The organism is Citrobacter sp. ABFQG, from assembly GCF_004322975.1.
Lineage (GTDB): Bacteria > Pseudomonadota > Gammaproteobacteria > Enterobacterales > Enterobacteriaceae > Citrobacter > Citrobacter freundii.
This window is the reverse complement of record NZ_CP036435.1, coordinates 2,040,693-2,054,580: the sequence shown is the minus strand read 5'-3', so window position 1 is coordinate 2,054,580 and position 13,888 is coordinate 2,040,693. Positions and strand designations below refer to the sequence as shown.

Genomic DNA, 13,888 nt, shown 5'->3' with positions numbered 1-13,888 from the left:
TGTGTGGATAGTAAAGTCTGTATAATACCCATAATTTAGACCGGAAGCAGCACACTTTGCGAGGTGATCACAGCTTGCGGTTATGCTATAACACACCCCTAACTCTGACCCTTGACGGGGTCGAAGCACCAATCTATCGGAACAGGATGCAAAAATGGTTACTTTCCACACTAATCACGGCGATATCGTAATCAAAACGTTTGATGATAAAGCGCCTGAAACAGTTAAAAACTTCCTGGACTACTGCCGCGAAGGTTTTTACAACAACACCATTTTCCACCGTGTTATTAACGGTTTCATGATCCAGGGCGGCGGTTTCGAGCCAGGCATGAAGCAAAAAGCCACGAAAGAAGCGATCAAAAACGAAGCGAACAACGGTCTGAAAAACACCCGTGGTACGCTGGCAATGGCGCGTACTCAGGCTCCGCACTCCGCAACCGCACAGTTCTTCATCAACGTTGCTGACAACGACTTCCTGAACTTCTCCGGTGAAAGCATGCAGGGTTGGGGTTACTGCGTGTTCGCTGAAGTTGTTGAAGGCATGGACGTGGTTGATAAAATCAAAGGCGTTTCCACCGGTCGCAGCGGCATGCACCAGGATGTGCCAAAAGAAGACGTCATCATTGAAAACGTGACCGTCAGCGAGTAATCGTGGCGACACTGTTTATTGCAGATCTTCACCTCTGCACAGAAGAACCGGCGATCACCGCCGGTTTTCTGCGTTTTTTAGCCGGCGATGCGCGCAAGGCCGATGCGCTATACATTCTCGGCGACCTGTTTGAAGCCTGGATTGGCGATGACGACCCGAATCCGCTGTATCATGAAATGGCCGCAGCGATAAAATCACTGGCTGATTCCGGCGTTCCCTGCTTTTTTATTCACGGCAACCGTGATTTTCTGCTCGGTAAACGTTTTGCCCGTGCGAGCGGCATGACCTTGCTTCCCGAAGAAAAAGTGCTCGACTTGTATGGCCGCAAGGTTCTGATCATGCATGGCGACACCTTATGCACCGACGACGCAGGCTATCAGGCGTTTCGCGCCAAAGTGCATCAACCCTGGCTACAGAAGCTGTTTCTCGCCCTGCCCCTGTTTGTTCGCCAGCGCATTGCCGCAAAAATGCGCGCCAACAGTAAAGCCGCCAACAGCAGTAAATCGCTGGAAATCATGGATGTGAACCCGCAGGCCGTGATTAACGAGATGGAAAAACATCAGGTCCAGTGGTTAATTCACGGACATACACACCGTCCGGCTGTCCACGAACTCACGGCCAATGAGCAACCCGCTTTCCGCGTGGTATTAGGCGCATGGCATACCGAAGGCTCAATGGTGAAAGTCACGCCCAGCGACGTTGAGCTGATCGCGTTTCCGTTTTAATTCTGCAGATATCCAGTTCCTCTTTACACAAAACTATTCGAGTTGCATCGAGGCGGCAAATCTGTGAGTCCCCAGGAGCTTACAAAAGTAAGTGACTGGGGTGAGCAGATGCAGCCAACAAAGAGGCAGCTTGAAGAGTGAAGTGTAGAGCGCGCAATCGTTTTCCTTGAAGGTTAATTATGCTATTCTCTGTGGCCTCAAAAGTCGAGTGTAGTGCACCACAGGAGTTTTCAGACGCATGTCTTCCCGCAATAATCCGGCGCGTGTCGCCATCGTGATGGGGTCCAAAAGCGACTGGGCTACCATGCAGTTCGCCGCCGAAATCTTCGAAATCCTGGACGTTCCGCATCATGTTGAAGTCGTCTCCGCCCACCGCACCCCAGACAAATTGTTCAGCTTCGCCGAAGGCGCTGAAGAGAACGGTTATCAGGTGATTATTGCCGGAGCCGGTGGCGCAGCGCATTTGCCTGGCATGATTGCGGCGAAAACGCTGGTGCCAGTTCTCGGCGTTCCGGTGCAAAGCGCAGCGTTGAGCGGCGTAGATAGCCTCTACTCCATTGTTCAAATGCCTCGCGGTATTCCCGTTGGAACACTGGCGATCGGCAAAGCGGGTGCGGCCAATGCGGCCCTACTGGCAGCGCAAATTCTGGCTACACACGACAAAGCATTACACCAGCGTCTGGACGACTGGCGCAAAGCACAAACCGATGAAGTGCTGGAAAACCCGGACCCGCGAGGTGCGGCATGAAGCAGGTCTGCGTACTCGGTAACGGTCAGCTAGGACGCATGCTGCGTCAGGCCGGCGAGCCGCTGGGCATTGCGGTCTGGCCCGTCGGGCTGGACGCTGAACCGGCTGCTGTCCCTTTTCAGCAAAGCGTGATCACCGCTGAGATTGAGCGCTGGCCGGAAACGGCACTCACCCGCGAACTGGCGCGCCACCCGGCATTTGTTAACCGCGACGTCTTCCCGATTATTGCCGACCGTATGACGCAAAAGCAGCTTTTTGACAAGCTCGGTCTGGCGACTGCGCCGTGGCAACTGCTGGCAGATAAAAGCGAATGGTCTGCGGTATTCGACAAACTCGGCGAGCTGGCGATCGTCAAGCGTCGCGTCGGCGGCTACGACGGTCGTGGGCAGTGGCGTTTGCGCGCAAATGAAACCGCACAACTGCCGAATGATTGCTATGGCGAGTGCATCGTCGAGCGGGGAATCAACTTCTCTGGCGAAGTCTCACTGGTTGGCGCTCGGGCGCATGACGGCAGCACCGTTTTCTATCCGCTAACCCATAACCTGCATCAGGACGGCATTCTGCGCACCAGCGTGGTGTTCCCGCAGGCTAACGCCAGACAGCAGGCACAGGCTGAAGCGATGCTCTCCGCCATCATGCAGGAGCTGGGCTATGTCGGCGTGATGGCGATGGAGTGTTTTATCACCCCGGAAGGTCTGCTGATCAACGAACTGGCTCCGCGCGTGCACAACAGCGGACACTGGACGCAAAACGGCGCCAGCATTAGCCAGTTTGAGCTGCACCTGCGTGCCATTACCAACCTGCCGTTACCGACGCCGGTGGTGAACCATCCTTCGGTGATGGTAAACCTGATTGGTAGCGACCTGAACTACGACTGGCTGAAGCTACCGCTGGTACACCTGCACTGGTATGACAAAGAAGTGCGTGAAGGGCGTAAGGTGGGTCACCTGAACCTGAGCGACAGCGATACCGCGCGCCTTAGCGCGACACTGGAAGCGCTTATCCCCCTGCTGCCGCCGGAATATGCCAGCGGTATTATCTGGGCGCAGTCAAAGCTGAAATAAGAAGACGCGGGGCGGGTATACACACGCCCCGTTTTTTTACAGACGGATACAGGTTCCAGCATTTCCCGCCAGCGTATCTTCAATGCGTGACAGCGCGCCAATCCATGCTGGTTTCCCACGGCGTTTCACATATCCACTGACAGCGGTGACCTTTGGTCCCATCGAACCATCTGCTTTAGCAAACGGCGCCAGTTCATCCGGAGAGGCCTGACGAATCGCGCGCTGTTCCGGCGTTCCCCAGTTTTCATAGACCGCATCAGCATCGGTCAAAATAACCAGACCATCGGCATCAATCTGTTCAGCCAGCAACGCCGCCGCCAGGTCCTTATCAATGACCGCTTCAGACCCTAATCCTTCGCCAGTAACCGGGACACCGCCACCCCCGCTGCAAATCACCACATGCCCTTCCTTGAGTAAGAGCTTAATGGCGTCACTTTCAACGATCTGGCGAGGTTCTGGCGAAGCGACAACGCGCCGCAGGTATTTGCCGTCACGCTTCATATGCCAGCCGTAGGTCGCTTCCAGCTGCGTTTGTTCTTCTGGCGAATAGACCGGACCAATAAATTTTTCCGGTGCCATAAACGCAGGATCGTCTTCTGAGACAACAATTCGTGTCAACACTGTGGTCACTGGCGGCATTTCCGGTTCAGCGGTCAGGCTCTGGGCCAACATATAACCAATCATGCCCTGCGTCTCGGCCACCAGCACATCTAATGGATAAGGCTCGACCTCCTTCCAGGCGAGATTCTGTAACGAAAGCAGGCCAACCTGCGGCCCATTGCCATGGACAATAGCCAGGCGATATGTGCGCGCCAGACGCGCCAGGGCGGGTACGGCGCTGGCAATATTACGGTATTGATTTTCTGCAGTCAGCGCCTCGCCGCGTTGCAATAATGCGTTGCCACCGAGAGCAACAACCAGCGTTTTCATTCCCTATCCTTCTATGATTTGTTGTCCAATCCAGAACCCCAGCAGAGTATCTGCGCCGGAGGTATGCCCAAGCGCCAGCAGCGAATCAATCGCCGCATCCAGTCTTTCCTGACGACGCAATGCATGGGTAAAGTGGAGTAAAGGTGAAGCGAAGTAACCTGCAGCCGCGTAACGCAAGTAGCTCACGCTAACCACAGTCGTCGCCTGTTCAAGGTTGCCGGAAGCAGCAAAGAAATGTTGGCCGGAAACCTTATTCAGCGCACCGAAATACCAGGCTGCCAGCAGCATGCCGGTCAACGTGTCATCATGGCTGGGCGTTAGCCCGGGCCCCTTGCCTAACCACTGTCGCCAGTCTGTCGACAACCCCGCAAGCGCCGAGAAAAAGCAGTGACGGAACTGGCGTAGTTCGGGGCACAAAGGCAGGTTTGCCGCCAACATTAACGGCCCGAACAATCCCGTTTCCTCACCGCGATCCATCCAGGCAGGTGCAAGGCGCGGGGAATGTGGCCGGGAAGTGATTCTCAACGAACAGCGGCGATGCGGCTGGCACAGCAAAAATGGCCCCAGTTGGATCCCACCAGGGACAGCCTGAGGAGATTCGTTTCCACGTAACACCGCACGCAGCGCATCAAAATCATGCGTACGGATCACCCATCCTGCCGGGCTAAAGCCGCTCCCCTGGCGGTGCAACGTCAACAGTGCGCCCCCTTCGGCCACGAGATTAATCGCGCGTCGCCAGACGCCAGACAATTGCCAGGACTGGCGGAAATCCGGGGACTGTTGGCTGGCCAGCAAAGGATGGATGATCATCATGCGTGCCTCTTTTAGCTAATGCCCATGCTTTCAGCCAGCGCTTCGAGAGCCAGCTCAAAACAGGCCAACGGCGCACGGACGGTTCCCGCGCCAATCTGACCAATACCGGCCTCTTTATGCGCAATACCGGTATTGATCAGTGGCGTAATCCCCGTTTCGACCACGCGGCGAATATCGAGTCCCAGACAAGCCCCCTGGAAATCCCAGCCAGGGATCTGCAACTGCATATTGCGCTCCAGATAGATTTCCGCCATCTCCTCGGACACAGATTTCGCCGCTTCCATTCCACCAGCCCCGACAAAACGCGTGACGCCTGGTGCGGCGATCATCGCTGCTCCGCCAATGCCAAACGTTTCGGTGATGGCGCTATCACCCATATCAGGGTTAGCCTGTTCCTGCGAAAAACCAGTAAAGAACAGTCCCTGCGGGGTGTTAACCGGTGCGGTAAACCAGCGATCGCCAAGTCCACTCACCCTAATTCCGAACATGTCGCCATTACGGGTCATCGCCGTCACAATACTGCCAGAACGCACCATCGCCCCGGCGTCCATCGCCGCTTTACAGTAAGCCATCGCAAGGTTGAGGAAGAACTGGTCGGTTACGCTGAGGAAATCCATCACTTCAGCAATCTGCTGCTTATCATGTTGTAGACGGGCAATTTGCGGTGCCAGCGTACGCATCAGCAGGGCTGAAGAGGCAATGTTGCGCTGATGGAACTCGTCGCCCATCGTAATGCCCTGTGCCATCATGGCGGTCAGATCAATACCCTGTTCCAGCGTCCCCAATGCGGCGCTTAAGACCGGCATCAGAACATCGCGCATCCAGCGTAAGCGCTGCTGGACATCCTCGCCGTACGCACCGAAGCGCATCACCTTGCCAATGCCTTCGTTGAGATTGCAGTACGCGCGGTTCCCTTCAGTAATGTTTTCCACCACCAACATCGGCATGCTGGCAGAAGTGATCCCGCCCATTGGCCCCACGGCATTAACGTGATGGCAAGGTACAAAATTGACTTTCCCCTGCTCCAGTAATGCCAGCGCGCTCATTTCGTCATTGGCCCACCCTTCAAACAGGCACGCACCAATGCAGGCCCCTTTCATCGGGCCGGTCATCTCTTGCCAGCGCATTGGCGGTCCCGCATGAAGCAGCGTTTTTCCTTCATTAAGTTCACTGATTAACGAGGACGCGGGTTGCACATCCAGCCAGTGCGGGCGCGCGCGACGAATTTGTTCGATTACTGCAGTATTGGCTTGTGCCACTGATGTAAACATTGGAACCCCTTATTGCAAACGTTCTAATAAACGAGCCAGTTTTTTGTTACCGCCAGCGACAGGCGCCCACTGGTAATGCACCACAGGCTTTTCTGCCGCCTGTAAATCCAGTGCAAAACTGCGTAACCCGGCATTAATGACCGCCACTTTTTCCAGTAGCGAAGGTGAGGATTGATGAGATAAAGGTTGAGATGGGCGAATCAGTTCGGCGGCAAGCAAGGTAGCCTCAGGCAGTGAACTCACCACGGCGATACCGGCATCTTCCAGCGTGGCGATTTGCAGTGAACGACACTGCGGATCGCGTTCTGTACCGGTCACCGTGGCGATCGCAAACAGCGGTTGGTCGATGTCACGCACAGCGCATGCCTTTTGCCAGGCCTCAACCAGTGATGCAGCTGGATCTGCCGTCGCCCCGTAACCAATCACGACGTCGACCAATAACACCCGCACCTGCGGCTGAGAGCCGAGGTCCGTAATAAGCTGATTGCGTAACGCAGGGTCGATCATCGGATGCGGACGCCCGACGGTGTAAAAATCATCCCCGAGGTCGATAATCTGATGCCCGGCGGCATCCAACATCATGCCGTGATGATGTTGTGCATCCGCTGCAACATTAAGGTTTGCGGCCAGCAGACCCGCCGCTTCGGCAGCCAGCGTTCCTCCGGTATAGAGTCCCCGAATAAGGCCGTCCCCCGTGGCAGAAAGCGCGCTACGTCGCGCCGTGACGCGCGCCAGTAAACAGGCGAGACGGGCCGCATCATCCAGCGTCGAGGCAAACCAGACGTTCTCATCGCGGGTCGCTGCGCTGGTGTAACCTAAAAACAGGGCCACAACGGGTTTACCCGTGGCTTTCATCGCCGTGACAATCCGCTGGCGAACGGCTTCCGCAGGTGGTTTAGACACAAAAGCCAACACCTGACTTTTATCATCCGCGCCGAGCATATCCAGCGCGGTAAGTGCGCTAATTCCTCCCACCTCAGCGCTCAGGTCGCGTCCACCCAGACCAATGGCGTGAGTGATGCCTTCCCCGGCCAGTGCTATCTGTGAACACAGCTCCTGGATCCCTGTGCCTGAGGCGCCTATGACGCCAATGTTGCCTTCCGGCATCACGTTGGCAAATGCCAGCGGCGTACCAGCGATCATGGCGGTTCCGCAATCGGGTCCCATCACCAGCAGGCCTTTATCTTGTGCACGCCGCTTCAGATTGATTTCATCTTCCAGCGTGACGTTGTCGGAGAACATCATGACATTCAGGTTGCGATCCAGCGCCTGGTTCGCCAGTTCAGCCGCGTATTCGCCCGCTACAGAAATTAACGTCATATTCGCTTCAGGCAATTTCTGACACGCGCTTTCCCAGCGCCTGACCTGCAATAGCGTTTGGCTCCCCCCGGTTGCCTGCGCCAACTGCTGCAACGACTCATCCAGTTGCTGCAAAATAGCCTGGGTAATACTTTCATCCGCCGCTTCAGTACGAATCGCCACGCAAATATCATTCGGCGTCGCCTGATTAAAATCGTCATGCCAGAATCCGGTTGTTTCCAGCAATGATTTATTCGCTGGCGTTCCCATCATCACCGATACATCGTCTACATTTTCGGACTCACTCAGCTTGCGTGAAATAATCATTAAACTGACAGAGTCCTGAAAACACCCTTTTTTAATAAAGGCGTGGATCATAACAACCCCTTAATAATTGCACCCATGGCAATTGCACGAGTAGTGTTAATGTGGAACTCAAGGTATATATCTGGCATAGCAAATAGAGTGACTGATATCACATACGATTTATTAGCAAAAGAATTTTAATAACCACCTAAGGATTACATGTTATTTTCTAACGACATTATTTATTTAAAAAGAAAAGGCAAACCAATGCTGATTATCAAATAAATTCTAACTATATTTTTTTGCCTGTCTGGATCACATATTAGATTTATTTTCCCGGTATGTTAACGGCAGTCATGCTTCACACCGTCGTTAAAAAGGAAGACAGATGAAAATCAGTCGGGAAACACTCCACCAGCTTATCGAGAATAAACTTTGCAAGGCCGGACTAAAACGTGAGCACGCCGCAACGGTTGCCGAGGTATTGGTTTATGCCGATGCCAGAGGCATTCATTCTCATGGCGCTGTACGCGTTGAATACTATGCCGAGCGCATTTCAAAAGGCGGCACCAACCGCGAACCCACATTTCGTTTTGAAGATACCGGTCCCTGCACAGCGATTTTGCATGCCGATAATGCCGCCGGGCAAGTCGCAGCAAAAATGGGTATGGAGCATGCAATTGAAATTGCTGAAAAAAATGGCGTCGCCGTTGTCGGCATTAGCCGAATGGGGCACAGCGGAGCCATTTCTTACTTTGTGCAGCAAGCCGCCCGCGCAGGCCTGATTGGACTCTCTGTCTGCCAGTCCGATCCGATGGTCGTACCGTTCGGCGGCGCAGAAATTTACTACGGAACCAATCCGTTAGCCTTCGCAGCGCCAGGGGCTGGCGACGATATCATGACCTTCGATATGGCGACGACGGTGCAGGCCTGGGGCAAAGTTCTGGATGCCCGCTCACGCAATGAACTAATCCCCGATACCTGGGCTGTCGATAAAAATGGCGCGCCGACCACCGATCCTTTTACGGTTAATGCGTTGCTTCCCGCTGCCGGGCCGAAAGGCTATGGTCTGATGATGATGATCGATGTGTTATCCGGGATTCTGCTGGGATTACCGTTTGGTCGTCAGGTCAGTTCTATGTATGAAGATCTCCATGCTGGACGTAATTTAGGCCAACTGCATTTGGTGATTAACCCCGAGTTTTTCTCCTCCAGCCAATTATTTCGTCAGCATCTCAGTCAAACCATGCAAGAGTTGAATGCCGTTACTCCTGCGCCTGGTTTTAAACAGGTTTATTACCCCGGACAGGATCAAGATATTAATCAACGTGATGCCGCCGTTCATGGCATTGACATTGTTGATGATATTTATCAATACCTGATTTCCGATGCTCTCTATATCAAGTCATACGAAACAAAGAACCCCTTTGCGCAATAATTATTGAAACAGGAATTTCATATGATTAATCATTTTCGTCACGCAATAGAAGAAACCCTTCCCTGGCTCTCTTCCTTTGGCGCAGATCCATCCGGTGGGATGACGCGCCTGCTGTATTCGCCAGAATGGCTTGAAACACAACAGCAATTTAAAAAGCGTATGGATGTCAGCGGCCTGGAAACACGCTTTGATGAAGTAGGTAATTTATACGGTCGCCTGCGCGGGAGTGAATCCCCGGAACAAGTCATTTTAAGCGGCTCGCATATTGATACCGTCGTCAACGGCGGCAATCTTGACGGCCAGTTTGGCGCGCTGGCGGCGTGGTTAGCAATTGACTGGCTTAAGACCACCTACGGCGCACCGCTGAAAACGGTCGAAGTGGTCTCGATGGCAGAAGAAGAAGGCAGCCGCTTCCCGTATGTCTTCTGGGGCAGCAAAAACATTTTTGGGCTGGCCAATCCCGATGACGTCCGTAACATCCAGGACGCGAAAGGCACCCGTTTTGTTGACGCAATGAACGCCTGCGGCTTTACCCTCCCCTCAGAACCACTTCATGCCCGCAGTGACATCAAAGCCTTCGCTGAATTACACATCGAACAAGGTTGCGTGCTTGAAAGCAATGGCCAGTCGATAGGCGTCGTCAGCGCGATTGTCGGACAACGTCGCTACACGGTAACGCTGAACGGCGAATCCAACCATGCGGGTACAACGCCGCTGAGCTACCGTCGCGATACCGTTTACGCTTTCAGTCGCATCTGCAGCCAGTCTATCGAGAAAGCCAAAAAGCATGGCGATCCTCTGGTACTGACCTTTGGTAAGGTCGAGCCGCAGCCGAACACCGTCAACGTGGTGCCAGGAAAAACGACCTTCACGATCGATTGCCGTCATACCGATGCCGATGTATTACGTGATTTTACTCAGCAACTGGAAAACGACATGCGCGCCATCTGCGATGAAATGGATATCGGTATTGATATCGATTTGTGGATGGATGAAACGCCGGTCCCGATGGACAGTAAACTGGTCTCCACCCTTACCGAACTGTGTGAAAAAGAACAGCTGAACTACCGTGTGATGCACAGCGGCGCGGGCCATGATGCGCAAATTTTCGCGCCTCGCGTACCGACCTGCATGATTTTCATTCCCAGCATTAACGGTATCAGCCACAACCCCGCTGAACGCACAAACATTAACGACCTTGCCGAAGGGGTCAAAACTCTGGCATTAATGCTTCATCAACTTGCCTGGCAGAAATAAGGAGTCACCCATGGGATATCTGAATAACGTTACGGGTTATCGCGATGATTTACTGGCTAATCGCGCAATTGTAAAACACGGTAACTTCGCCCTGCTAACCCCGGACGGACTGGTTAAAAACATCATTCCGGGTTTTGAAAACTGTGACGTCACCATCCTCTCAACGCCGAAACTAGGCGCGTCGTTTGTTGATTATCTGGTAACGGTTCACCAAAGCGGTGGTAACCAGAGCGGTTTCGGCGGCGAAGGCGTTGAAACGTTCGTCTATGTTATCTCCGGCAAAATTGAAGCAAAAGCAGAGGGTAAAACATTCGCTTTAACTCAGGGTGGATACCTTTATTGCCCGCCCGGCGAGCTGCTCACCTTTAGTAATGCCCAGGCTGAAGACAGCCAGCTGTTTTTATACAAACGTCGTTATACGCCAGTAGCAGGTCATTCGCCGTGGCTGGTTTCCGGTAACACCAACCAGTTAGAACGTATTCATTATGAAGGCATGGATGACGTGATCCTGCTGGATTTCCTGCCTAAAGAATTGGGCTTCGATATGAATATGCACATTCTGTCGTTCGAGCCGGGCGCTAGCCACGGTTATATCGAAACGCACGTGCAGGAACACGGGGCGTATATTCTTTCAGGCCAGGGCGTTTACAACCTCGACAATCAGTGGATCCCGGTGAAAAAAGGCGACTACATCTTTATGGGAGCTTATTCCCTGCAGGCCGGATACGGCGTGGGTCGTGGCGAAGCATTTAGCTACATCTATTCCAAAGATTGCAACCGGGATGTTGAGATCTAACAGCGTATAGCCCTCCTGATACTTTTTTTATTTAGCTATGTTGGGTTTTGCCACGGTGTTTACCGTGGCTTTTTTTATGCTTAACGCTGAGCCACCACCTGACCCAATTTCATCGCACAAGCGATATTACGCGCACAGTGATAGAGATTGGTTTCGCCGTTTGTCAGCACTTCTGCTAACGGCGCGAGTCGCGGCAGAATACTGAACACCGCATCGATACCATGATCGTGAACCACCTCTACGCCTTCGCCCAACACCCCGGCGATGCCGATCACGGGAACATGATGCCGCATGGCTACCGACGCGACACCGATTGGCGCTTTGCCACCGACCGTTTGCGAATCAATACGCCCTTCGCCGGTAATAACTAGCGCCGCGTCCTGGATTGCCTGCTCCAGTTGTATAGCCTGCAGCACAATCTCGATCCCGGGTTTCATGCTGGCCCGCAGGAAGATAACCGCAGCAATCCCCATTCCTCCAGCCGCTCCGCCGCCCGCCACCTGAGCAACATCCTCACCGGTCAGCGTTTGCAGCACGTGGGCATAGTTGAGCAACCCTTCTTCCAGCCTCTCAACCATTTCCGGCGTCGCCCCTTTCTGCGGGCCGAATACCCTTGCCGCGCCGCGCGGGCCAACCAGCGGATTATCAACGTCACAGGCGACGTCAATGCGACACGCTTTCAGCCGCGGATCGCAGTGTTGCAGGTCGATGCGCGCAAGGCGAGACAAACTCCCGCCCCCAGCGCTTAATGGCGCACCTTGCGCATCCAGAAAACGAACGCCAAGCGCCTGGGCCATCCCCATACCGCCATCAACCGTCGCACTCCCGCCAATACCAAGAATAATATGACGAATACCGGTATCCAGCGCATGGCGAATCAGTTCACCCGTGCCGTAACTTGAGGCCAGCAGTGGATTGCGCGCCTGCGGTTCGACCAGCATCAGCCCACTCGCCGCCGCCATTTCGATAATTGCGGTCTTACCATCCCCGGTCAGGCCATAAAATCCCTTAACCGGTTCCCCCATCGGCCCGCAGACTTCCACAGAGATAACTTTTCCGCCTGTCGCCGCCACCATTGCATCTACAGTTCCCTCTCCGCCATCAGCAACCGGCAAACAAATATATTCTGCATCCGGGAATATGGCTGAAAATCCGGCTTTAATTGCCTGGCAGCATTGGTCAGCGCTTAAGCTCTCTTTAAATGAATCTGGCGCAATTACAATTTTCATCATCAATCCTTTTTCATCATGTTATTTAATGCGTTCCCATGGAATGAGATTTTCCATAAGCACCGCCAGTAAAATTCCCACCAACAAACCATTGCTCAGTAATGGCCGAATCGTCAGTGGAAGATCTTGTAAATAAACAGGAGGTAACCCCATCAAAAAAATGCCGACAAATAGCGGGAGCGCCAGTCGATAAATATTGCGTGCGGTAAATGTAATTTGTTGGCTAAAAACCAGACCGGAATAGAGTAACGGAAGATAAGAAACCAGCATCACGGCACTGCTGATCGCCAGCGGAATGGCGCAAAATAAGCGGGTTAGCGGCATTACTATAGCCACGAATAAACATAATACACTGCCGCAAATAAATGATTTTCGCGAGCTGTCGCCGGTCTGTGTTAACAAACCAATAGAAGAAACAAAAGGTGAAAATGGAATAACGGCAAAAGGGACTGTCACCAACGTCATAAAACCGGAAATGATAAAACTGCGGCGATAACGCGAACTGCTGGAGCCTTGCTGCGCATAAAAGACATCCGTACCGCGCACTGCGCCATAGGTATTACTGACATTCACCAGGCCGGTGATAACGGCCGTCAAAATAATGCCCGGCAACAGTTTGCCGTGGCTACCTAGCGGAAACCATTGCCAGCTTGAATCACCAGCCGGCAAGGTCATTGATGGAAAACACAATCGCCAAAGCCCCCATCCCACTATCGCCCCCACCAACAGGGCATAGCGCGAGATCCGCTGTGGTAAAAAGATGATCATCGCAAGGATGAAGCACATCACGGCAACGGCCAGACTAAATGGAGCCAGTTGAATTTTGACGCTGGTATCCGCAATACCAAAGGGCAATCCCAACATGCCCTTAAAAAAGATGGTGGTCAGTTGCGCACCGAGCAGCAGCATAAAAAAAACCATCACCGTTGGGGTAAAAAACCGGGCTAATCGATGCCCTAAGCCGCTAAAGCCGATAATCATCGTCAGTACAGCGGAAATTACAATGCCAACGGACAGGCTGGTAGCAATATCATTGAGCGGTGTCCCACGTGATGCCTCAGCCAGGGTAATCGTCAGAATGGTTCCCCACCATAAACCGGTGGGCCCTTCCATAATGGCGCGGCGGTGGCCACAAATTACCTGCGCCAGACAGGCCAGCGACGTTGTTAAAAAAGCGTACTGCGTGAGCATTAGCAGATTGCTGACTGGAAGATGAAAAGCAGAAACCAGCGTTGGCGGGACCACGACCGTGTTACAAAAAATAAAGAAAAACCACTGAAAGCCGGACAACAAACTTTCGCGGTTAATAACAGGAAGCATATTCATACCTTAAAATAGAGAATGCCCGCCAACATGACGGGCA

General features: G+C 53.3%; 13 protein-coding genes. 7 read left to right on the top strand and 6 right to left on the bottom strand.

Annotation, left to right across the window (positions count from 1 at the left end; translation table 11 throughout):
- Positions 1–154: 154 nt before the first annotated feature.
- From ppiB to purK, 4 genes are all read left to right on the top strand, one after another.
- A complete protein-coding gene (gene ppiB / locus WN16_RS09930) occupies positions 155–649 on the top strand; it encodes a peptidylprolyl isomerase B (protein WP_003021875.1) in 495 nt (164 codons plus the stop codon).
- Positions 650–651: 2 nt separating this feature from the next.
- Positions 652–1,374 carry a UDP-2,3-diacylglucosamine diphosphatase gene (gene lpxH, locus WN16_RS09925; RefSeq protein ID WP_044699445.1) on the top strand — a complete coding sequence of 241 codons (723 nt, stop codon included), beginning with the start codon at positions 652–654 and terminating at the stop codon, positions 1,372–1,374.
- 238 nt (positions 1,375–1,612) lie between these two features.
- Positions 1,613–2,122: a 5-(carboxyamino)imidazole ribonucleotide mutase gene (gene purE / locus WN16_RS09920; protein ID WP_044699444.1), complete on the top strand. Its 510-nt coding sequence runs from the start codon at positions 1,613–1,615 to the stop codon at positions 2,120–2,122.
- Entirely contained in the window at positions 2,119–3,186 is a 1,068-nt protein-coding gene (purK, locus tag WN16_RS09915) for a 5-(carboxyamino)imidazole ribonucleotide synthase (RefSeq protein WP_088169111.1), read from the top strand. Before purE ends, purK begins: the two co-directional genes overlap by 4 nt.
- A gap of 36 nt (positions 3,187–3,222) precedes the next feature.
- Here the strand turns inward: purK and WN16_RS09910 are convergent, their stop codons facing one another.
- From WN16_RS09910 to WN16_RS09895, 4 genes are read right to left on the bottom strand one after another with little or no spacing between them, the layout of a single operon-like run.
- Positions 3,223–4,116 carry a carbamate kinase gene (locus WN16_RS09910; RefSeq protein WP_003835758.1) on the bottom strand — a complete coding sequence of 298 codons (894 nt, stop codon included), beginning with the start codon at positions 4,114–4,116 and terminating at the stop codon, positions 3,223–3,225.
- Between the two features lie 3 nt (positions 4,117–4,119).
- A complete protein-coding gene (locus WN16_RS09905; RefSeq protein ID WP_032936938.1) occupies positions 4,120–4,929 on the bottom strand; it encodes a DUF2877 domain-containing protein in 810 nt (269 codons plus the stop codon).
- An 11-nt stretch (positions 4,930–4,940) separates the two neighbouring features.
- Positions 4,941–6,200 (bottom strand): DUF1116 domain-containing protein, encoded by a 1,260-nt coding sequence (locus WN16_RS09900; protein ID WP_044699437.1) that lies wholly within the window; start codon positions 6,198–6,200, stop codon positions 4,941–4,943.
- 9 nt (positions 6,201–6,209) lie between these two features.
- Entirely contained in the window at positions 6,210–7,877 is a 1,668-nt protein-coding gene (locus tag WN16_RS09895) for an acyl-CoA synthetase FdrA (protein ID WP_003835765.1), read from the bottom strand.
- Between the two features lie 316 nt (positions 7,878–8,193).
- On the opposite strand from WN16_RS09895, the gene allD reads away from it, so the two are divergent.
- From allD to allE, 3 genes are read left to right on the top strand one after another with little or no spacing between them, the layout of a single operon-like run.
- Positions 8,194–9,243: an ureidoglycolate dehydrogenase gene (allD, locus tag WN16_RS09890; protein ID WP_044699436.1), complete on the top strand. Its 1,050-nt coding sequence runs from the start codon at positions 8,194–8,196 to the stop codon at positions 9,241–9,243.
- A 21-nt stretch (positions 9,244–9,264) separates the two neighbouring features.
- On the top strand, positions 9,265–10,500 hold the full coding sequence (gene allC, locus WN16_RS09885; protein WP_044699434.1) for an allantoate deiminase: 1,236 nt from the start codon (positions 9,265–9,267) through the stop codon (positions 10,498–10,500).
- A gap of 10 nt (positions 10,501–10,510) precedes the next feature.
- Positions 10,511–11,296 carry a (S)-ureidoglycine aminohydrolase gene (gene allE / locus WN16_RS09880; RefSeq protein ID WP_003835769.1) on the top strand — a complete coding sequence of 262 codons (786 nt, stop codon included), beginning with the start codon at positions 10,511–10,513 and terminating at the stop codon, positions 11,294–11,296.
- A gap of 80 nt (positions 11,297–11,376) precedes the next feature.
- On the opposite strand, the gene glxK is transcribed toward allE, so the two are convergent.
- Entirely contained in the window at positions 11,377–12,525 is a 1,149-nt protein-coding gene (gene glxK / locus WN16_RS09875) for a glycerate 3-kinase (RefSeq protein ID WP_044699430.1), read from the bottom strand.
- Between the two features lie 21 nt (positions 12,526–12,546).
- Positions 12,547–13,845 (bottom strand): uracil/xanthine transporter, encoded by a 1,299-nt coding sequence (locus tag WN16_RS09870; protein WP_044699428.1) that lies wholly within the window; start codon positions 13,843–13,845, stop codon positions 12,547–12,549.
- Positions 13,846–13,888 lie beyond the last annotated feature (43 nt).

Bases quoted from the DNA above. Each gene is read 5' to 3' on its own strand.
- WN16_RS09895 (WP_003835765.1), bottom strand. From the start codon at position 7,877: ATGATCCACGCCTTTATTAAAAAAGGGTGTTTTCAGGACTCTGTCAGT.
- WN16_RS09870 (WP_044699428.1), bottom strand. From the start codon at position 13,845: ATGCTTCCTGTTATTAACCGCGAAAGTTTGTTGTCCGGCTTTCAGTGG.
- allC (WP_044699434.1), top strand. From the start codon at position 9,265: ATGATTAATCATTTTCGTCACGCAATAGAAGAAACCCTTCCCTGGCTC.
- purK (WP_088169111.1), top strand. From the start codon at position 2,119: ATGAAGCAGGTCTGCGTACTCGGTAACGGTCAGCTAGGACGCATGCTG.
- WN16_RS09910 (WP_003835758.1), bottom strand. From the start codon at position 4,116: ATGAAAACGCTGGTTGTTGCTCTCGGTGGCAACGCATTATTGCAACGC.
- allD (WP_044699436.1), top strand. From the start codon at position 8,194: ATGAAAATCAGTCGGGAAACACTCCACCAGCTTATCGAGAATAAACTT.
- WN16_RS09900 (WP_044699437.1), bottom strand. From the start codon at position 6,200: ATGTTTACATCAGTGGCACAAGCCAATACTGCAGTAATCGAACAAATT.
- ppiB (WP_003021875.1), top strand. From the start codon at position 155: ATGGTTACTTTCCACACTAATCACGGCGATATCGTAATCAAAACGTTT.
- WN16_RS09905 (WP_032936938.1), bottom strand. From the start codon at position 4,929: ATGATGATCATCCATCCTTTGCTGGCCAGCCAACAGTCCCCGGATTTC.
- allE (WP_003835769.1), top strand. From the start codon at position 10,511: ATGGGATATCTGAATAACGTTACGGGTTATCGCGATGATTTACTGGCT.
- purE (WP_044699444.1), top strand. From the start codon at position 1,613: ATGTCTTCCCGCAATAATCCGGCGCGTGTCGCCATCGTGATGGGGTCC.
- glxK (WP_044699430.1), bottom strand. From the start codon at position 12,525: ATGAAAATTGTAATTGCGCCAGATTCATTTAAAGAGAGCTTAAGCGCT.